Below are 19,569 nucleotides of genomic sequence, written 5' to 3' on the forward strand. Positions count from 1 at the left end.
TTTTGTTTTATTTTGATTCAGATGCCTGTAGTGAAGCACCAACGAAATCTCTAAATAACGGCTGTGGTCTTGTCGGTCTTGAAATGAATTCTGGATGGAACTGAGAAGCAAGGAACCAGGGGTGATCCTTCAGTTCAATGATTTCAACAAGGCGTCCGTCTGGGCTTGTACCAGAGAAGACAAAACCTGCTGCTTCCATTTGCTGTCTGAATTCGTTATTAAACTCATAGCGATGACGGTGGCGTTCGTACACGACTTCGTCATTGTATGCAGCAAATGCTTTTGAGTCTTCGTTTAATTTACAAGGGTATAGGCCGAGGCGAAGTGTTCCACCTAAGTCATCAACATCCTTCTGTTCTGGAAGAAGGTCGATGATTGGGAATGCTGTTTCCGGATCAATTTCAGCGGAATGTGCTCCCTCTAAACCTAGTACGTTTCTCGCATATTCGATAGATGCGACTTGCATACCTAAGCAAATTCCGAAGAATGGCACTTTGTTTTCGCGCGCATATTGTGTTGCAATGATTTTCCCTTCTACTCCGCGGTCTCCGAAGCCTCCAGGAACAATAATGCCGTCTACATCTTGAGCGAAATCAGCCATATTTTCTGCTGTGACTTCTTCTGCGTTGATCCATTTGATTTGAACATCCGCATCAAATGCATAGCCCGCATGACGAAGTGATTCAACGACAGAAATGTATGCATCTTGCAGCTCAACATATTTCCCTACAAGACCAATTGTGACTTGTTTTGAAAGGTTTTGCACTTTATCAACAAGCGCCGTCCACTCCGTCATGTCCGCATCTTGACAGTCAAGCTTCATGTGCTCACATACAAGCTTGTCTAATCCTTGTTTTTGTAAATCAAGCGGAATCGAATAAAGGGTATCTGCATCCTGACATTCGATGACTGCTTTCGTATCAATATCACAGAATAGCGCAATTTTGTCCTTCATGTCTTGTGCCAATGGCATTTCAGTTCTGACCACAATGACATTTGGCTGAATACCTAGACTACGAAGTTCTTTTACACTATGCTGTGTTGGTTTTGTTTTCAGTTCGCCTGCAGCACGGATGTAAGGAACAAGGGTACAATGAATGTACATCACGTTTTCACGGCCGATGTCACTCTTCATTTGACGAATCGCTTCTAGGAATGGAAGGGATTCGATATCTCCAACTGTTCCACCGATTTCTGTAATGACAACATCTGCACCCGTTTCTTTCCCTGCACGGTACACACGGTCTTTGATTTCATTTGTAATATGGGGAATGACCTGTACGGTTCCACCTAAATAGTCGCCGCGGCGCTCTTTTTTCAGGACTGTAGAATAGATTTTACCAGTTGTGACGTTGCTGTATTTATTCAAGTTAATATCAATGAAGCGCTCGTAGTGACCTAAGTCAAGATCTGTTTCAGCACCGTCATCTGTGACAAATACCTCTCCGTGCTGATATGGACTCATTGTCCCTGGGTCTACGTTGATATATGGATCAAATTTTTGAATGGTGACATCCATCCCTCTATTTTTCAGAAGGCGGCCTAACGATGCAGCCGTGATCCCTTTTCCAAGTGAGGAAACAACTCCTCCTGTTACAAAAATATACTTTGTCATTTCGTATGCTCCTCTCTTTTTTACCCTTGCATGACTAGACATGCACAGCTTCATCCTTTTAGAGTGTATCCCTAAATCTCTTGAAAAATAAGAAAGCTCCCTTTCAAATAAATGAAAGGGAGCGTAAATGAACGTATCTTTACGTACTCTTTTTTAGAGAGCCCAAAATACATACTACATAGTTCGCTCTGGAAAGTCAAGACGGTTTTGTCCTGTTTTCAGGACCGGTTTGTGAGGGTTATTTGTCTTCCTCATCATCGTCTAAATCGTCTTCATCAATTTCCGTTAAGCCGTCATCATCTTCATCATCATCTTCGTCGAACTCTTCTATCTCTTCATCGATTTCTTCATCGTCTAGGTCAAGGTCCTCGTCGTCTTCAACAAGATCAAGATCTTCTTCAAGCTCGTCGATTTCTTCTTCCTCTTCAATATCATCGAAGTCTTCTTCAACGACAGCAGCTTTTGTTTTTTTCTTTTTCGCTTTTGTTTTCACAGCTGGCTGAACTTCTTCTTCGATTTGATCAACTGGATACCAGCTGCGAAGTCCCCATCTCTGATCACCTAACGAAATAAAGCGGCCATCTATATTTAAGTCTGTATAAAATTGAGCAAGTCGATCATCAAGATCAGATTTTTGTATCCCTTGCAAACGGACCATTTCATCTATTAACTCGGAAAACGTAATCGGCGTTTTGCTGTCTCTGAAAATTTCATAAGCAAGTTCAACTAAAGACATTTGTTTGAGCTGTTCCTGTGAGTATTCTTTCAAACTCAAGGTCAGACACTCCCTTTCTATTACATGTATGTATCCATTTATCAGTGAAATAATAAGTATTTATACCTTATTCTTACGACAAACCATACCTCTCATTATAAACAAATTAGGGGAGTTTATGCCACCTTTATTGATGTTAATTTTTGATTTTTTCACAAGAGGAGCCTCTAGCGGTCAATCATTTGTGCCGAATTGGCACAATTCATGTGTGAAGCACACGTTTTGCATGCTTTTTTGTCTTCTCTTTTGATGAATACAAAGCCATTTACTCTTCTTAAAAAAGGGGAATTATTCCTTCACAAAATGTTCACTTACGACGAATTGAAACAGAAATCTATAATAAATAGACTAATTTTGAGAGGTTGATCGAATTGCCAATGACAAAAAAAGAAGATATACAATTTGGTGTCTTGATGTGTTTTTGTATGTTTTCAGTGATGTTCTTTTATAACCTATTTCTAAATGGACGGCTTGGACATATGACATGGTTAGAAGGTGTACTCACCTATGTGATCGGTTTTGCCATCACGTTGTTGATTGAGATGTGTATTGTTGGGCCTTCAGCAAAAAAAGCAGCCAACCGTTTTGCCCCAAAAGGCAAGAAAATCTATTTTATTCTCACTCTTTCTATCTTTATCGTGTTTGGGATGGTGTCTCTCATGTCTTTATGCGGATATGTCGTTCAAAGCATCAGCACAGGATTTCAAACACAATCGATTCTATCTGATTACTTAACGATTTTCGGTCATAATGTCATGTTGGCGTTCCCTTTGCAAATGTTGATTATGGGACCGCTTGTCCGTTTTGTTTTTTTCAAATGGGTGAAATTAAAACAGACAGCAGCGGTTTAGTCGAATGGATATGTTACAGCTGGATATTCTGAATGAGTGAAAAAACCAAAGGTACGGTGAATAAAGTGCCCGCAGACACGAGTACAATGAGTTTTCTGCGGCTGTTTTCTTTTTCTTCCTTCCTTTTTGGAGACTTTGAAAGCTCTGTGGAGACCATAATCCATATGATCATCGTGACGATTCCTAAAATGCCAATAAATGTTGTGTTCATCAAGATAACCTCCATTTTGGTTCTTTTCCCAATTTTACCATAGTGATCAGGTGATATGAGATCATATTGGAGAGATTTCACATTTCACACAAAAAAAGACCACCTCATATCAGGTGGTCTTTCTTGGTTTCTACATATCTAGCAGTTTCCGTGAGATGACCAGCCGTTGGATTTCTTGTGTACCTTCATAGATTTGAGTGATTTTCGCATCACGCATGTATCGTTCGACTGGGTAATCCTTTGTATAGCCGTATCCGCCGAAGATTTGTACGGCTTCTGTCGTCACCTTCATGGCTGTATCACCGGCAAAGAGCTTGGACATAGCTGATTCTTTCCCATACGGAAGCCCTTTCGTTTCAAGCCATGCTGCCTGATAGGTGAGCAGTCTTGAGGCCTCAATTGCCGTTGCCATATCCGCTAACTTAAAAGCAATGCCTTGCTGCTGAATGATTGGTTTGCCGAATTGTTTACGCTCCTTTGCATAATTGACTGCTGCATCCAGAGCACCTTGAGCAATACCAACAGCTTGTGCGGCAATACCGTTTCTGCCGCCGTCAAGTGTCATCATCGCTATCTTAAAACCTTCGCCTTCTTGACCAAGCCGGTTCCTTTCGGGTATACGACAGTCTTCAAAGATGATTTCTGTCGTTGGCGATGAGCGGATGCCCAGTTTGCTTTCTTTTTTGCCTATTGAGAAGCCTTGCGTCTCTTTTTCTACGATAAAAGCGGTTGTATTACGGGATGAAGGATCTTGGTCGGTAACGGCAAACACAATATAATAATCCGCAATGCCTCCATTGGTAATAAAAATCTTTGCCCCGTTCAAGACGTATTCATTCCCTGCTTTTACTGCTGTTGTTTTCATTCCGCCGGCATCTGAACCCGAGCCGCTCTCGGTCAGTGCGTATGCGCCGATCTTCTGTCCTTCTGCAAGCGGCTTTAAATACGTCTCCTTTTGCTCATCTGTTCCGAATGTATAGATTGGCCATGAGGCGAGTGATGTGTGAGCAGATAGGGTGACGCCTGTTGAGGCGCACACTCGTGAGAGCTCTTCAACCGCTATGACATAGGCCAAATAATCACTACCAATCCCCCCATTTTCTTCTGGCCAAGGGATTCCCGTTAAACCAAGCTCCGCCATTTGACGAAAAATAGCGGGATCATACGATTCTGTTTCATCTCGCTCTGCTGCTGTTGGCTCCACTTCATTTTTCGCAAAATCTCTCACCATTTTTTGTATCATTTCGTGTTCGTCACTTAATTGGAACTGCATCATGAGCCACCTCACTTCATATTAGCTGTTTACAAATAACCAGCCTTTGTATTTCACTTGTTCCTTCATAAATCTCACAAATTTTCGCATCACGAAAGTACCGCTCTGCTCGGTATTGCTTCGTGTAACCGGCTAGACCAAGCAAATGGATGACTTCAGTACTAATATCAACCGCTGTTTTAGATGCAAATAACTTCGCCATCGACGCTTCCTTCGTGACAGGGCGATTGGCCTCTTTATAAGAAGCTGCTTGATAGACAAGAAGTTTTGCCGCTTCCAGCTTGGTGCCCAGATCGCCCAACCGAATGGTCGTTTCAAGGCCAGCTGGATGCTGCTTTAAATGCGTGACCGCCTCAGCTAATGCGGCTTCTGCAATACCAAGGCTTTGAGCCGCAATACCAATTCTCCCCGCATTTAAGCTAGACATGGCAATCCGAAAGCCTTCTCCTTCTGCTCCGAGCAGCTGTTTTTTTGGAATTCGAACACCGTCAAAATGAAGTGTGACTGTTTTTGATCCATGCAGGCCCATCTTCTTCTCATCTTTTCCGATCGTAAATCCTGGTGTCCCCTTCTCCACAATGAACGCTGATATATTTTTCTTAGCAGAAGCAGGGTCTGTCACGGCAAATACAAGATAGACTTCCGCTTCACCGCCGCTTGTGATAAAAATTTTCGTTCCATTTAACACATAGTGATCGTCTGCCCGTTCTGCTTTCAACTGAATACTAGAGGCATCTGATCCTGCCTTCGGTTCAGTTAGACAAAAGGCGCCCAGCTTCTGCCCGGACGCAAGCTTGGGAACGTAGGATTCTTTTTGTTCAGTCGTTCCAAACGCCAAAATCGGCATCGTCACAACAGATGTATGAACGGATACAATGACACCGATGGTTGCACTTACTTTGGATAATTCATGAATCGCCATGATATAGGTTGTGAAATCTGCCCCTAATCCGTGATACTGATCTGGGATCGGAATGCCTAAAAAGCCTTGCCGACCCATTTCAGCTAAAAGCATTTTCGGGAACACGCCCTGTTCCATCGCTTCTATTTCAGGGAATACATGCTGGCGTGCAAATTCTGCTACTCGTTTTCTCCAAAGACGTTGTTTTTCTGTCAGCAACACATCCATCTTGACTCCCCCTATGAGTGGTCGTGGTAAGTGTAAAAACCTCTCTTTGTCTTTTTGCCTAGCCAGCCTGCGTTCACGTATTTTTTCAAAAGAGGACAAGGTCGATATTTGCTATCTCCAAGACCCTCGTGAAGGGTATTCATAATAAATAAACAAGTATCGAGCCCGATGAGGTCGGCGAGACGAAGCGGGCCCATTGGATGGTTCATTCCAAGCGTCATGATGCCGTCAATACTTTCTACATCTGCTACGCCTTCATAAAGGGTATAAATGGCTTCATTGATCATTGGCATTAAAATGCGATTTGACACAAACCCAGGGAAGTCTTCCACTTCAATTGGCGTTTTGTCTAATGTCTTTGCGGTGTCAAAAACAAATTGGTACGTGGCATCATCCGTTTGTAGCGCACGGATTACTTCCACAAGTTTCATCACGGGAACTGGATTCATAAAATGCATGCCAATCACTTTCTCAGGCCGTTTCGTCACGGCTGCTAATTCTGTGATCGACAAGGAAGACGTATTTGTCGCAAATATCGTGTCATCAGGTGCAAATTGATCGAGGGTTTCAAAGATTTGTTTTTTGATTTTCATTTGTTCAGATGCGGCTTCAATCACTAAATGCGTCTGCTGTACATCCTTTAAATCTGTTGAAACAGCCAGTCGCTGTGTAATATCACGGACTGCCTGATGTGCCAGCTTTCCTTTTTCTGCTCGTTTCGTCAGTTGTTTGGTCATAGAGGAAATGGCTCGATGAATCTGCTCCTCTTCCGTATCATGGAGCAGGACTGTATAACCTGACTGTGCAAATACTTGGGCAATACCCGTGCCCATTTGCCCAGCCCCAACGACCATGACGGTCTCTTCTATACTCATGACAATGAACGCCTCCCTTTTAATCCACCTTGATCATGATCGCATCACCTTGACCCCCGCCGCTGCAAATCGCCGCAATGCCGATACCGCCGCCTCTTTGTCTGAGTGCATGGATCAAGGTCAATATAATACGTGTTCCGCTTGCTCCAATCGGGTGACCAATCGCGACTGCCCCTCCGTTCACATTCATTTTCCGCCGATCCAGTCCAAGAATTTTTTCGCATGCCAATGCAACCGCTGAAAAAGCCTCATTGATTTCAAACAAATCGATATCCTCTACTCGCTTCCCTGTTTTCTTTAACACTTTTTCGATGGCATAGGCTGGTGTTTTCGGAAAATCCTTTGCCTCTACTGCTACTTGCGCATGCCCAAGCACAACTGCCATAGGTTTTTCACCTTGCTGCATGGCGTATGTGTCTTTCATTAATAGAAGCGCACTTGCACCATCATTGACACCCGGTGCATTGCCAGCGGTAATCGTACCTGCCTGATCGAAAACGGGCATCAGTTTTGACAAACGTTCATATGACGTATCACGCCGCGGGGCTTCATCTTCTGAAATCAGCTGATCTCCTTTTTGATTCTTGACGGTAACGGGGATGATCTCATTTTTAAAAAAGCCGCTTTTTTGCGCCTCAATGGCTCGTTCATGACTTCTTAACGCCCAAAGGTCTTGTTCTTCTCGTGTAATGCCAAGCTCTTTCGCCGCCATGCTTCCATACTCACCCATATGAACACCTGTAAACGAACAGGTTAATCCATCTAAAATCATGGCATCTTGTACTGCACCATCTCCCATTTTGTAACCCCATCGTGCTTTTTTCAGAAGATAAGGAGCATGAGACATGGATTCCATGCCGCCTGCCATGATCACCTTGGCATCTCCCGCTCGAATGATTTGATCGGCTGTCGTGACACTGCGCATTCCTGAAGCACAGACTTTGTTGATGGTTTGCGTCGGAACCGACCAAGGGAGATCTGCATGTCTAGCTGCCTGTCTTGAAGGAATTTGACCTTGTCCTCCTTGAAGGACACTGCCCATGATGACTTCATCCACTTCATGGACATTTGAGGCTCTATCCAGCGCAGCTTTTATCGTCATCCCGCCTAATTCTGCAGCAGTCAAACGACTTAAAGTCCCACCTAGTTTTCCAAATGGTGTTCTCGCCCCAGATACAATGACCGTCGTGCTCATTTCTTCCCCCTCCTATTTGTTACCGCTTACATAAATGCTAGACAGTTCATAAAATATCGGTGTCCACTGGCCGATGAACAGTCGATCCATCGGCCTGACACCTTTATGAAGCCTGCGTTCTCGTTTCGCCAAACACTGATTTTTCAAGAAGTTCTGCGACATCAAATGTGCCGACCTGCTCTTCTACTTCCTTCGCTTTCGTCCCATCCCCAAGCATGGTTAAACAATATGGGCACCCTGAGCTGATGATGGACGGCTGTACCTGTAAGGCCTGCTCCGTCCTCGCTGTGTTAATTCGAGTACCTGTCTCTTCTTCCATCCACATTAAGCCGCCGCCGGCACCACAGCACATCCCCGATTCACGATTCCGTTCCATTTCTTTCAGTGTCACACCAGGAATGGCTTTTAAAATATCTCTTGGCGGATCATAGACCTCGTTATATCTGCCTAGATAGCAAGAATCGTGGAAAGTAATGACTTCGTTCACTTCATGAATAGGCGTTAATTTCCCCTCTTTTACTAGCTCTGCCAGTAATTCTGTATGATGATACACCTCTGCCTCAAGTCCAAAGTCTGGGTATTCATTTTTAAATAAATTGTAAGCATGCGGATCGATCGTGACGATTTTGGTTACGTCATTTTTTTGAAATTCTTCGATGTTTTTTGCAGCAAGCTCTTGGAACAAAAATTCATTCCCAAGTCTTCTCGGTGTATCACCTGAGTTTTTCTCTTTATTGCCTAGGATGGCAAAAGAAACCCCTGCTTCATTGAGCAGTTTTGCGAAGGCAAGAGCAATCTTTTGGCTTCTATTGTCATATGCACCCATCGATCCAACCCAGAATAAATAATCGAAGGTTTGATCTGCTTTTTTCAGTTCTTTCACTGTCGGTACGTGCACATCTTTTCTTAGATCACGCCAGTTTTCTCTTTCTTTTCGATTCAATCCCCATGGGTTCCCTTGTCGCTCGATGCTTGTCATCGCACGCTGTGCATCTGCATCCATTTTTCCTTCTGTCAGCACTAAGTATCTGCGCATATCAATGATTTTGTCGACGTGTTCGTTCATGACAGGACACTGGTCTTCACAGTTTCGGCATGTCGTGCATGCCCAGATTTCTTCTTCTGTAATGACCTCACCAATGAGAGAAGGATGGTACATCGCGCTCGCCGCAGATTCTTCCGCTCCAGCTCCCCTTGCCTGTAATGCCAGCTGATTTCCTGTCGTCTGTTTGAAAGCAAGTTGCGGAACCCACGGTGTTTTTGAAGTAATGGCAGCCCCTTTATTTGTTAAATGATCTCTTAATCGTAAAATCAAATCCATTGGAGACAGCATTTTCCCCGTCCCTGTCGCCGGACACATATTCGTACAGCGCCCGCACTCCACACAAGCGTAAAGATCGATCAGCTGAGATTGACGAAAATCTTCAATTTTCCCAACGCCGAACGTTTCTTGTGTCTCATCTTCAAAATCAATTTTTTGCAGTTTGCCTGGCGGGTCCAATCTGCTGACAAATACGTTGACCGGGCCAGCGATGAGATGGGCATGCTTAGACTGCGGGACGTACACTAAGAACGTCAGTAAAATAAGAAGATGCACCCACCATGCGACATAGAACACAATTGTTGCCGCAAGTGGTGACAGCCAGCCCAGCAAGAAAGCAATGCCGGAAGCAATTGGCTCAGTTGCTGATAGTGAGTGCCCATGCCAAATGATGTTCATTCCGTTTCCCAGTAATACGGTCAGCATCAATCCGCCAATAAACAAAAGGACAAGCCCTGATTTAAAGCCTCTTTTTAAACGGACTAACTTCTCGACATATCTTCTATGGAACGCCCAAACCACCGCCACTAAAATGAGAAGTGTGACTACCTCTTGGAAGAACGTAAAGACACCGTAAAGCGGACCTAATGGTAGCCCGCTGTCTGGAACAAGTCCCTTCATAATAAAATCAAGGGCTCCGAACTGCACTAAAATAAATCCATAGAAAAACAGCACATGAATGATGCCGCTCTTCTTGTCCTTCAGCAGTTTCTTTTGCCCAAACACATTCACCCAAACACGTTCTAAGCGTTTTTTCATGTCTTTCTGAAATTCTTCTTTTTTGCCAAGACGAATATACGCGGCTCGTGTTCGAATGAGATAAATAAACAAATACACAGCGTAAGCGGTCACTGCCGCAAATGCAATCAAGTTAACAATTAAAAGGCTATTCATCTTGCTCCCCCTTTCATTCCCCAAGACCCACTTTGTTCCGTTTCCATGTTGTACCTCTATCATAAATAATGAATGAGTATTCAGTCAATATTTTTTGCCCATTTGGGTACACTATCGTCATATGTAAAAAAGGAGGAACCTTCATGATCGCATGGATCATTCTACTCGTCGTCTTCGTCATTGTTCTACTCGTCAGGCTAGATCTTTATATAGGGAGAAAATATTTTTCTACCCATGCTTTTGAACGGTCTTTTGACCAAACAAGCGGCGATGCAGTTTTTTATCATGATGGCGAACCACTGTTTGATCAGCTGCTTACGGATATACAGCAAGCCTCTTCTTCTATTCATATGATGTTCTTTATTGTAAAGAACGACAAGATTGGGCAAAGGATTCTGCAAGCACTTAAAGCGAAAGCAGAGCAAGGTGTTTCGGTTTTTTTGCTCACTGATCGGTTAGGCTCCTATCCATTTGATCAAACATCCATTCAGATGCTCGAGAAAAGCGGCATTCAATTTTACTTTTTAAACAAACCACGTTTTCCTTTTTTCATTTATCGCTTGAACATGAGGAATCACCGGAAGATCACGGTGATCGATGGGAAGATCGGCTACATTGGCGGGTTTAATATCGGCGATGAATATGTAGGGAAAAACGGCAGGTTTGGCATTTGGAAAGACTATCATCTGCGCATGACAGGACAGGTTGTCGCAGACCTCCAGCATGTGTTTCTGAATGATTTGTACCGGTCATCTGGTATTCACCAGCTGCAATACGAGGTTTTTCCTACACTGGAACCGGGAACATTACAGTGCACTACACGTGCGACGGCAGGTTTTTCTTTAGAAGCCTTATTTCTTCACGATATTCAACAGGCGAAAAAGCAAATCACCATCTGCACGCCCTATTTTATTCCATCCGCTCCTCTTCTAAGCGCCCTTCTTGACGCACGGAAGCGAGGCGTGACTGTCGACATCATCATCCCAATGAAAGCAGATCACCCGCTTGTGAAAGAAGCTGGATTTCATTATTTGAAGGATCTGATCGCTGCCGGATGTCTTGTGTATCGTTTTTATAAAGGGTTTTATCATGCGAAAGCCATTCTCATCGATCATAGCCGTTGTATGATCAGTACAGCGAACTTTGATAAACGAAGTTTGTTTTTCAACGAGGAAGTGGATGTGGCCATTGATGATCCCGCCTTCACCGCACACGTAGAGGAAAAGATTCGTGAACACATGGAAGTGTCAGAACTGATGACTGAAGAAAAATACAAACAGCGCCCACTTCTCACGCGTCCGATTGAGTGGATAGGCGCCCTGTTCTCGTATTTTTTATAAAGGAGTTGACCTATGCGTTATCGATTTGGTTATGTATCCAACGCCGTCACTTTATGGGAAGCTTCACCTGCCAAGTCGCTGACCTTTGCAAGATACAGTAAGCTCTCAAAGGAAGAGAGGACAGAGGCTCTATTACGAACGACGAAAGCCAACCTCGTCAATACATTAAGAACGCTTTATTTTGCGATTGCCCATGATATTCCGCTTTACCGTTTTTCAAGCTCGATTGTCCCGCTCGCCACCCATCCTGAGGTGCGGTGGGACTTTGTGACACCCTTTTGCAAAGAATTTCTAGAGATTGGTCAACTCGTAAAGCGCCACGGATTACGAGTGAGCTTTCACCCCAATCAATTTACTTTGTTCACAAGTCCAAAACCATCCATTACAGAAAATGCCGTCATCGATATGACCTATCATTATGAAATGCTTGAGGCCATGAAGCTTGAAAAGGAAGGCTATATGAACATTCATGTCGGAGGTGCATATGGTGACAAGGCATCTGCTTTACAGCGTTTTGATGAAAATATAAAGCAGCTTCCTGCACATATCAAGGCGAGAATGACGCTTGAAAATGATGACAAAACATACACGTCATTAGAAACGCTTGATGTTTGTGAAAAGCATGGCATCCCGTTTGTATTTGATTACCACCATCACATTGCAAACAAAGATGATGATGCGGCACTTGATGACATTTTGCCAAGAGTGTTTGACACGTGGGCAAATACTGGCATACCGCCTAAAATCCACTTATCCTCACCAAAATCAGAAAAGGCGATACGAAGCCATGCGGATGGAGTGGAGATGTCCTTTGTATTGCCACTTTTTCAAGCTTTAAAGCCGTATGGTCGTGATGTAGATTTTATGATTGAGGCAAAGAAAAAGGATCAGGCCTTGCTCCGTCTTGTTGAGGAGCTGTCAGCGATCAGAGGCAATCGGCGGACGGGCGGAGGCACCATTGAGTGGAAATCGTAGAGAAAGGTTTACCTCTATCACAACGGGGGTAACAAAGCTATTGTGAGAAAGTATTTAACAGGAGGATATGAAGATGTCACAAATCTATTCAATCCGAATTGCTGCGAAAGCATTGAATTTACATAAGCTTATTTCTCTATACGAAAAGTGCCAACACGCTCAGCATCGTTTATATGTATATTCTAAAAAAACAATGTGCAACATTAAGAACATCGTAGAGCTAGAAACCTTTAGGCTCACTCATTTAGAATCAGACTATTTAATCGTGGTAGAAGGAAAAGAGGCACAAGACCTTCTTCAACCATTTGAAAAAGAACATGCTTCGTAAAGGCAGTCTTAAGGCTGCTCTAGATTGTTGATAAAGGGCTAAAATAAAATTTATTTTAGCCCTTTATCTTCTTTTCAGTGTGATAGAAAACCTTTGACGTCTAGGAAGGACGAGGAGCGGAGCGAATTGCGCATTCGTGAGCACCTCTTTTTCTTATATCCATGCTTCTGTCAGCCAAACCTCACCTGACGATGCATTCATTTTTACTTGTGTACCGATTGGCATCGTGAGCATCGGATGCGTATGGGCACTGTCAAATTCCGCGATGAGCGGCCTCTTTGTATCTCCCAGTACTTCAAGTAAAAGATCGTGCGGCCTTTTGCCCGTTCCTTCATCATCAAACAGCTCATGTTTCCCTAAGAGGATACCAGATACCCGTTCAAACACACCATTTATCTTTAACAGAGAGAAGTTCTTTTCGACGATGGAGGCGGTTTTCATACAATCTTCAATGAGAAGGATATCGCCCTTTTGGATTTGAGGCATGAATTCACTTCCCCATATGCCATACATGGCATTTAGGTTCCCGCCGATCAGTCTGCCTTCTGCCTGCCCTTCAATGACGCACATCCAATCGTTTGGATGTTTTTCTTTTTCTCGTATTTTCTGTTCCCAATTGATCCGTTCGTCCGTCCAAAAGGGTGGTTTTTTCACCTGATATGGGATGGGCTGCGGATGAATGAGAATGTCCTCGAAAGATTGATATGTATGATTGACAAATGGTTCAAACTCTCCAAAAGACGGCACAAGTGCAGGCCCGTAAAAAACAGGCAGACCCGTTTTTTCATAAGCCGCTAAAAGAATCGCCGTCGCATCTGAATAACCAATCATGATTTTCGGATGCTTCTTCAGCAGCTCAAAATCGAGATAAGGCAGCAAACTATTCGAGTTCGTCCCCCCAATCATCGACATGATACAGGACAAATCTTCTCTCGCCATCAGCTCATTCAGCTCAGCTGCTCGTTCTTGAATCGTTCCCGAACGATAGTGATCCTCTTTCCCTGTTAATGATCCTGGTACCACAATGAATCCTTTTTGTTCAAGCCATTCCTTCGCCCGCTCATACCTAAGAGGCGAGGTGGCAGATGCTGGACTTGAGGGAGAATAAATACCTATTTTATCGCCCTTCTGTAACTGCCGAAGCCCCTTCATTCCATCAGATCCTTCCTACACGAGTTTTTACTATCCTAGCAAAAAAAGCCCTTTTTCAAAAGGGCCTCGATTTAAAAATAAAGTACACTTCAATTTAACAGCTTAAACAGGCCAAATATGATGACAGTAAAACTGATGACCAGCGTCGCAAATATCTCAATACGAAAAAGAGCCCAGCTTAATAACTGGACTCATTCAATCACTTCTCTTCAATGACCAAACTGCGCTTCATGCAGTCTGCTGTATACACCGCCCATTTGAATTAAATCTTGGTGACGGCCTTGTTCTTCAATGCCTTCCTCTGTCACGACGATGATTCGGTCTGCATGTTTAATTGTCGCAAGGCGGTGAGCAATGACGAGTGTCGTCCGACCGACTGCCAGTTCGCTTAGTGCGTCTTGGATCGCTTTTTCTGTTTCTGTATCAAGCGCTGACGTCGCTTCATCCAAAATAAGAATAGACGGGTTTTTCAAAAACATCCGTGCAATTGACAGGCGTTGTTTTTGACCGCCGGATAGCTTAACGCCGCGTTCACCAATGACCGTATTCAACCCTTCTGGGAACCGCTGAACGAGCTCCTCTAAATGGGCACGTCGCACCGCCTCCCAAATGTCTGCATCATTCGCTTCTAGGTTGCCGTACGCAATATTCTCACGAATGGTACCTGAGAATAAAAAGACATCCTGCTGCACAATGCCAATCTGCTGTCTTAAAGAGGACAAGGTCATCGATTTCGTGCTCACACCATCAATGGTGATGTCTCCTTCGTCCACATCATAAAAACGAGGCAGCAGACTGCAAATGGTCGATTTCCCCGCTCCTGATGGCCCGACAAACGCAACAGTTTCCCCTTGTTTGATCTTTAAGTTGATATCCTTCAATACATGACTGTGCTCATCGTAGCCAAATGTCACGTCTCGATACTCAATTTCACCTTTCAAGCCATAAATATCACGTGCTCCTTCTGTATCCTTCACATCTGGCTCTGTTTCAAGCAAATCGACATAGCTTTTAAAACCGGCAATGCCTTTTGGATACATTTCAATCACCGTGTTGATCTTATCAATTGGTCTGAATAACACATTTGTGATCAAAACAAAGGCGATAAATCCGCCTGCCGTTAATTGACCTTGAAGGACAAACCATGTACCTGCCAGAAGGACAAACAGCGTCACAAGTCTTGTGAGAATATAGCTGATTGATCCGTTAACTGACATAATTTTATAGGAAAGAAGTTTCGCTTTTCGAAAGCGGTTGTTATTTTCAGCAAAACGCTTTTTCTCAAAATGTTCATTTGCAAAGGCTTGAACAAGACGAATACCACCAATATTATTTTCAACCCTTGCATGAAAATCTCCAATGTCATTGTTGAGTTGTGTAATCGCCTGTGTCATTTTTTTATTAAAATGAAGGGCTAACCAGATGATGACTGGCATAATCAAGAAGGTTAAAATGGCAAGCTGCCAGTTAATCATGAGCATGACGGCAAAGGCGCCAAGAATGGTCATAATCGCAATAAACAAATCCTCAGGTCCGTGATGAGCCACCTCACCAATGTACATGAGGTCATTGGTCATTCGAGACATAAGCTTACCCGTTTTGTTGTTATCAAAGAACTTAAATGAGAGACGCTGAAAATGATCAAATAGCTTTTTTCTCATATCGGTCTCAATGTTAATGCCAAGCATGTGTCCCCAATACGACACGATAAATTGCATCACTGAGCTGAGTGCGTAAATGACAAACAGCGCAAGTGCGGTCCAGGCAATGACCGTCCAGTTCCCTGTTGGTAATAATGTATCAATGAAGTAGTTCACGATCAGCGGGAAACCTAGTTCCATGAGTCCGACGGCCACAGCACAAAAGAAATCTAAAAAGAACAGACCACGATAGGGCCTGTAATAGGCAAAAAAGCGTTTTAGCATATGTAAAAGAACCTCACTTCCTCTATAATTGATAATCATTTTCAATTATAGAGGAATCATTATCGAAATACTAGATCAGGAAATGATTTCTTTCCCTGGAAACCCTCACAATACACCTGAAAACAATCGCGCAAACGATTCCTTTAAACGTTCCTTTAAGCCCCTTTTATAAAAATGAACCGGCCCCATTTGCTCACATTCTTTCATATCTTCCTCATAATGAGCCATCAATTGCTCGATCGGTTTCTTTGCCGCTGTAAAGACATTGACCTCAAAATTGAGTTGGAAGCTTCTCATATCAACATTGGCCGTTCCGACAGAGGCAAGCTCTCCATCTGCAATCATGACCTTTTGATGCATGAACCCTTTTTGATAGTGATACACCTTGATGCCCTCTTTCAAAAGCTCAGAAAAATAAGATCGTGTGGCGTATTGCGTGAGAAATCCATCATTAATCTCAGGCACCATCACACGCACATCCACCCCTCTTGTCGCCGCAATTTTTAACGCTGTGCGAATGGATTCATTTGGGACAAAATAAGGCGTCGCAATCCAAACAAATTGCTGTGCATTCGAAATGAGCGCATCGTATAAATCACTCATACTTTCCTTCATATCAGGTCCAGTCGGCACGACCTGAATGACATCTTCTCCTGTCACAGGATGCGGGGTGTGATACTTCGGATCATCAATTAACACTTCATCTGATACATACTCCCAGTCCAGCATAAATATGGAGTGAAGTGTCTGAACGGCTTCACCCTTTAACATCGTATGCGTGTCACGCCAAAAGCCGATGTTTTCATCGCGTCCTACATATTCCTTCCCGACATTGAGCCCGCCAACAAATCCTGTTTCTCCATCAATAATCACGATTTTTCGGTGATTTCGGAAATTGAATTTTTGATTAAAGAATCCGTATTTTAATGGCAGAAAAGGAGCGACCTTTATCCCCGCCTGCTTCAATCGTTTAATATCTTTTCGTGAGAAGCGAATGCTGCCAGCCGCATCATAGATGAATCGAACCTCTACTCCTTCTTTCACTTTTTCAATCAGGATCTCCATCATCCGGTGACCGAGGAAATCAGATTTGAACATGTAATATTCTATATGGATAAACGTTTTTGCCTTTTTTAATTCTTCAAAAATACGTGGAAAGGTTTCCTCTCCATTCTTTAAAATCTCCATATCACTATTTGTATTTACATGCATCCCTGTCGCTTTTTCTGTGTAATGAAAAAAAGCACGCTGATTATCGGTTAAACGCGACTCATCCGGTTTACTCTCAAGCTCTGATATTCTGCGTAATTTTTCTCGGTTATACATTCTCTTTGATTTAAACAAATGTCCTTTGACATATAGCTGTCCTGAGAACAAATAAAACATATAGCCGATGATCGGGAAAAAGATCAGTACATACATCCATAACAGCGTGTGCTGTGATGTCCGGTTCTCTAGCATGAGCGAAATAATACTAAATAAAATGATGGCGATGTAACTAGCTGCGTAAAGCTGAAAACCCCACGCCGGCACTGGCCACCAAAACACCACATATGCCCCGAATATCATGAAATATAAAAATAGAAATTCCAGTCTCCTCTTTTTCACATTCTCCGCCCTCATTCTGTCTTTTTCTTTTCCATACCCTTTGCACAGCTCGTCTGAAACGCACGGTCTGCTGCTTTCTTTTAGCTTTTACAGACTGGAGCGTTTTGATCCGATATAATGGAAAATATGTGAAGGGAAGGATGAATGACTTATGCGTACACCATCTGCTTTAAAAAAGGGAAGCCACATTCGGGTAATTGCTCCAAGTCGAAGTGCCAGCATTTTATCAAAAGAAGGAATGGCTCAGGCGAAAAAACGTTTAGAGGCATTAGGGTTCACTGTTTCTTTTGGACAACACGTGTTTGAATGTGATCTGCATTCCTCTTCTTCTATTGAACACCGTTTATCTGATCTACATGAGGCATTCTCAAATGATGAAGTCGACGGCATTTTGACAGCAATCGGCGGCTTTAACTGCAATGAACTTTTGCCTTATATAGATTATGATTTGATTCGTCAGCACCCAAAGGTTCTTTGCGGCTACAGTGATATTACCGCACTTGCAAACGCCATTACCGCCAAATGTGACATGGTGACGTACTCAGGTCCTCATTTCTCCAGTTTCCAAATGGAACAAGGACAAGAGGAGCAGACAGCCATGTTTCAAGCGTGCGTGATGAGCAGCGAGCCATTTGATTTCACCCCTTCTACAAAGTGGAGTGATGATACGTGGTATCTTGATCAAGCAAATAGGCAGTTTCACCCGACAACATGGGGGATTTATCAGGAAGGAACAGCTGAAGGCACCTTGTATGGCGGAAATCTTTGTACACTGAACTTACTGCAAGGGACACCCTTTATGCCTCGCATCAAGGATGCCATCTTATTTGTAGAAGATGATGACTTGGTCTTTCCTGAAATGTTCGCCAGAGACCTTGCCTCGCTCTTGCAGCATGCCGAATCCATTAAAGGGTTAATCATCGGACGTTTTCAAAAGAAATCCAAGATGACAGAGGAACATTTGAGGTTCATTCTAGATAAACATCCAATGCTCAAACACATCCCGGTGATCTATGATGTAGACATAGGACATACACAGCCAGTCTTCACCTTGCCGATTGGCGGGAGTGCCGACCTATCCTGCTACGGCGGACAAATCCAATGGCGTGTTCATGCATAAATAAAACCTAAAAAGCACCCACATATGAGGGTGCTTTTTCTATGCCATTATTTTTTTAAAAATTTTTTTAGAAAAAGTGATCCAACCTTTCATCCCCTTCGTTAAGTAGATGTAAAAAGAAAAGAGAGGAGGCAAAAACATGTTCTCTGATGTACTTAGCCAATTATTCGATTCTATCTCTAACATTATTAATACACTTGGATAATCCCATTAACGCACACATACTACATGCTTGCCGAAGGGAGGATACAAACTATGTTTTCTGATGTACTTAGCCAATTATTTGATTCTATTTCTAACATCATTAACACACTTGGGTAATTCCTATGACACGCACATACTACATGCTTTCTGAAAGGAGGATACGCTCATGTTCTCTGATGTACTTAGTCAATTATTCGATTCTATTTCTAACATTATTAATACGCTTGGGTAATGTTCAACATCCGCTGTCTCTAGTAGATAGCGGATGTTTTTATTTAACAGATTCTGAATAGAGCAATTAAATAACTATAAGGAACCTTGCTTGATTATCATCAAGTCAAAAAACTCTTTATGAACTTGTTTCTACAAACACATTTGGATGTTATGATCTATTTTAGGAATATATTAACTGTATGAAGGAGATATAATGATAAAACGTCTAATTGGTTTGTTTTTTGTTACTCTTTGTATTGTTGGATTAAGCTTCACTTCAAAAACTCTCACCCTTTCTGAAGAGGAATTAGATGAAAAGGTCATCCAAGTATTGGACTCATTATGGGAAGAGCATGAATTGGTTAACTATCAGATTATCAAGACAGATCCCACAATTTCCATCGGCATCAATACTTCAAAAGATATGGCAGGTTTGCAATCTGCATTAGAAAAGCAACTTCCTAAACAAGCATTAAAGGATTACGAAATTGAGATTTTCCAGAGACATAAAAGTGATTTAAAAGCTGAACGATGAAAAATACAAACAAAAAACCCACTCCTTTTC

Annotated in this window: 17 protein-coding genes; 6 read left to right on the top strand and 11 right to left on the bottom strand. The window is 42.9% G+C overall.

The genetic code is table 11. The features are described from left to right. Positions 1-7: 7 nt before the first annotated feature. Together pyrG and rpoE are read right to left on the bottom strand one after the other, a co-directional pair. Positions 8-1,615: a glutamine hydrolyzing CTP synthase gene (pyrG, locus tag MHI58_RS17850; RefSeq protein WP_017360053.1), complete on the bottom strand. Its 1,608-nt coding sequence runs from the start codon at positions 1,613-1,615 to the stop codon at positions 8-10. Between the two features lie 238 nt (positions 1,616-1,853). Further along, a complete protein-coding gene (gene rpoE, locus MHI58_RS17855; protein ID WP_017360054.1) occupies positions 1,854-2,390 on the bottom strand; it encodes a DNA-directed RNA polymerase subunit delta in 537 nt (178 codons plus the stop codon). Positions 2,391-2,761: 371 nt separating this feature from the next. Between rpoE and MHI58_RS17860 the strand changes: the two genes are divergently transcribed. After that, positions 2,762-3,241 (top strand): DUF2798 domain-containing protein, encoded by a 480-nt coding sequence (locus MHI58_RS17860; protein WP_100324682.1) that lies wholly within the window; start codon positions 2,762-2,764, stop codon positions 3,239-3,241. Positions 3,242-3,254: 13 nt separating this feature from the next. Here MHI58_RS17860 and MHI58_RS17865 read toward each other — a convergent pair whose 3' ends face one another. The 6 genes from MHI58_RS17865 to MHI58_RS17890 form a co-directional block, all read right to left on the bottom strand. Then, on the bottom strand, positions 3,255-3,452 hold the full coding sequence (locus MHI58_RS17865) for a hypothetical protein (RefSeq protein WP_034647437.1): 198 nt from the start codon (positions 3,450-3,452) through the stop codon (positions 3,255-3,257). A gap of 130 nt (positions 3,453-3,582) precedes the next feature. After that, complete coding sequence (locus MHI58_RS17870) at positions 3,583-4,725, bottom strand: acyl-CoA dehydrogenase (RefSeq protein WP_047945753.1); 1,143 nt, start codon at positions 4,723-4,725, stop codon at positions 3,583-3,585. A 16-nt stretch (positions 4,726-4,741) separates the two neighbouring features. Then, positions 4,742-5,854: an acyl-CoA dehydrogenase family protein gene (locus MHI58_RS17875; RefSeq protein ID WP_045033917.1), complete on the bottom strand. Its 1,113-nt coding sequence runs from the start codon at positions 5,852-5,854 to the stop codon at positions 4,742-4,744. Positions 5,855-5,865: 11 nt separating this feature from the next. Continuing rightward, entirely contained in the window at positions 5,866-6,729 is an 864-nt protein-coding gene (locus MHI58_RS17880; RefSeq protein ID WP_045033916.1) for a 3-hydroxybutyryl-CoA dehydrogenase, read from the bottom strand. A gap of 19 nt (positions 6,730-6,748) precedes the next feature. Next, the gene (locus MHI58_RS17885) at positions 6,749-7,924 is read right to left on the bottom strand and encodes an acetyl-CoA C-acetyltransferase (protein WP_045033915.1); all 1,176 of its coding nucleotides are present in this window, start codon (positions 7,922-7,924) and stop codon (positions 6,749-6,751) included. Positions 7,925-8,027: 103 nt separating this feature from the next. Then, a complete protein-coding gene (locus MHI58_RS17890) occupies positions 8,028-10,139 on the bottom strand; it encodes a (Fe-S)-binding protein (RefSeq protein ID WP_045033914.1) in 2,112 nt (703 codons plus the stop codon). A gap of 143 nt (positions 10,140-10,282) precedes the next feature. Between MHI58_RS17890 and cls (MHI58_RS17895) the strand changes: the two genes are divergently transcribed. From cls (MHI58_RS17895) to MHI58_RS17905, 3 genes are all read left to right on the top strand, one after another. After that, positions 10,283-11,479: a cardiolipin synthase gene (gene cls, locus MHI58_RS17895; RefSeq protein ID WP_019743242.1), complete on the top strand. Its 1,197-nt coding sequence runs from the start codon at positions 10,283-10,285 to the stop codon at positions 11,477-11,479. 12 nt (positions 11,480-11,491) lie between these two features. Next, the gene (uvsE, locus tag MHI58_RS17900; protein ID WP_041507907.1) at positions 11,492-12,454 is read left to right on the top strand and encodes a UV DNA damage repair endonuclease UvsE; all 963 of its coding nucleotides are present in this window, start codon (positions 11,492-11,494) and stop codon (positions 12,452-12,454) included. A 73-nt stretch (positions 12,455-12,527) separates the two neighbouring features. Beyond that, positions 12,528-12,782, top strand: coding sequence for a hypothetical protein (locus MHI58_RS17905; RefSeq protein ID WP_017360064.1), 255 nt, complete (start codon positions 12,528-12,530; stop codon positions 12,780-12,782). Positions 12,783-12,935: 153 nt separating this feature from the next. Here MHI58_RS17905 and MHI58_RS17910 read toward each other — a convergent pair whose 3' ends face one another. The 3 genes from MHI58_RS17910 to cls (MHI58_RS17920) all read right to left on the bottom strand — a co-directional run bounded on the left by MHI58_RS17910 (position 12,936) and on the right by cls (MHI58_RS17920) (position 17,467). Further along, positions 12,936-13,934, bottom strand: coding sequence for a S66 peptidase family protein (locus tag MHI58_RS17910; protein ID WP_045033913.1), 999 nt, complete (start codon positions 13,932-13,934; stop codon positions 12,936-12,938). 209 nt (positions 13,935-14,143) lie between these two features. Continuing rightward, positions 14,144-15,859 carry an ABC transporter ATP-binding protein gene (locus MHI58_RS17915; RefSeq protein ID WP_041507909.1) on the bottom strand — a complete coding sequence of 572 codons (1,716 nt, stop codon included), beginning with the start codon at positions 15,857-15,859 and terminating at the stop codon, positions 14,144-14,146. 105 nt (positions 15,860-15,964) lie between these two features. Then, positions 15,965-17,467: a cardiolipin synthase gene (gene cls / locus MHI58_RS17920; RefSeq protein WP_041507910.1), complete on the bottom strand. Its 1,503-nt coding sequence runs from the start codon at positions 17,465-17,467 to the stop codon at positions 15,965-15,967. 151 nt (positions 17,468-17,618) lie between these two features. Here cls (MHI58_RS17920) and MHI58_RS17925 point away from each other — a divergent pair, with 151 nt between their 5' ends. Beyond that, positions 17,619-18,587 (top strand): S66 peptidase family protein, encoded by a 969-nt coding sequence (locus tag MHI58_RS17925; protein ID WP_045033912.1) that lies wholly within the window; start codon positions 17,619-17,621, stop codon positions 18,585-18,587. 631 nt (positions 18,588-19,218) lie between these two features. Next, a complete protein-coding gene (locus MHI58_RS17930) occupies positions 19,219-19,539 on the top strand; it encodes a hypothetical protein (RefSeq protein ID WP_045033911.1) in 321 nt (106 codons plus the stop codon). Positions 19,540-19,569: the final 30 nt, after the last annotated feature.

The organism is Bacillus sp. FSL K6-2869, from assembly GCF_040869405.1.
GTDB classification, from domain to species: Bacteria; Bacillota; Bacilli; order Bacillales; family Bacillaceae; genus Bacillus; species Bacillus altitudinis.

What these genes read in the sequence shown, in the direction of transcription:
- pyrG (WP_017360053.1), bottom strand. Translation starts at nt 1,615, where the DNA reads ATGACAAAGTATATTTTTGTAACAGGAGGAGTTGTTTCCTCACTTGGA.
- MHI58_RS17865 (WP_034647437.1), bottom strand. Translation starts at nt 3,452, where the DNA reads ATGAACACAACATTTATTGGCATTTTAGGAATCGTCACGATGATCATA.
- MHI58_RS17870 (WP_047945753.1), bottom strand. Translation starts at nt 4,725, where the DNA reads ATGCAGTTCCAATTAAGTGACGAACACGAAATGATACAAAAAATGGTG.
- MHI58_RS17875 (WP_045033917.1), bottom strand. Translation starts at nt 5,854, where the DNA reads ATGGATGTGTTGCTGACAGAAAAACAACGTCTTTGGAGAAAACGAGTA.
- MHI58_RS17880 (WP_045033916.1), bottom strand. Translation starts at nt 6,729, where the DNA reads ATGAGTATAGAAGAGACCGTCATGGTCGTTGGGGCTGGGCAAATGGGC.
- MHI58_RS17885 (WP_045033915.1), bottom strand. Translation starts at nt 7,924, where the DNA reads ATGAGCACGACGGTCATTGTATCTGGGGCGAGAACACCATTTGGAAAA.
- MHI58_RS17890 (WP_045033914.1), bottom strand. Translation starts at nt 10,139, where the DNA reads ATGAATAGCCTTTTAATTGTTAACTTGATTGCATTTGCGGCAGTGACC.
- cls (WP_019743242.1), top strand. Translation starts at nt 10,283, where the DNA reads ATGATCGCATGGATCATTCTACTCGTCGTCTTCGTCATTGTTCTACTC.
- uvsE (WP_041507907.1), top strand. Translation starts at nt 11,492, where the DNA reads ATGCGTTATCGATTTGGTTATGTATCCAACGCCGTCACTTTATGGGAA.
- MHI58_RS17905 (WP_017360064.1), top strand. Translation starts at nt 12,528, where the DNA reads ATGTCACAAATCTATTCAATCCGAATTGCTGCGAAAGCATTGAATTTA.
- MHI58_RS17910 (WP_045033913.1), bottom strand. Translation starts at nt 13,934, where the DNA reads ATGAAGGGGCTTCGGCAGTTACAGAAGGGCGATAAAATAGGTATTTAT.
- MHI58_RS17915 (WP_041507909.1), bottom strand. Translation starts at nt 15,859, where the DNA reads ATGCTAAAACGCTTTTTTGCCTATTACAGGCCCTATCGTGGTCTGTTC.
- MHI58_RS17925 (WP_045033912.1), top strand. Translation starts at nt 17,619, where the DNA reads ATGCGTACACCATCTGCTTTAAAAAAGGGAAGCCACATTCGGGTAATT.
- MHI58_RS17930 (WP_045033911.1), top strand. Translation starts at nt 19,219, where the DNA reads ATGATAAAACGTCTAATTGGTTTGTTTTTTGTTACTCTTTGTATTGTT.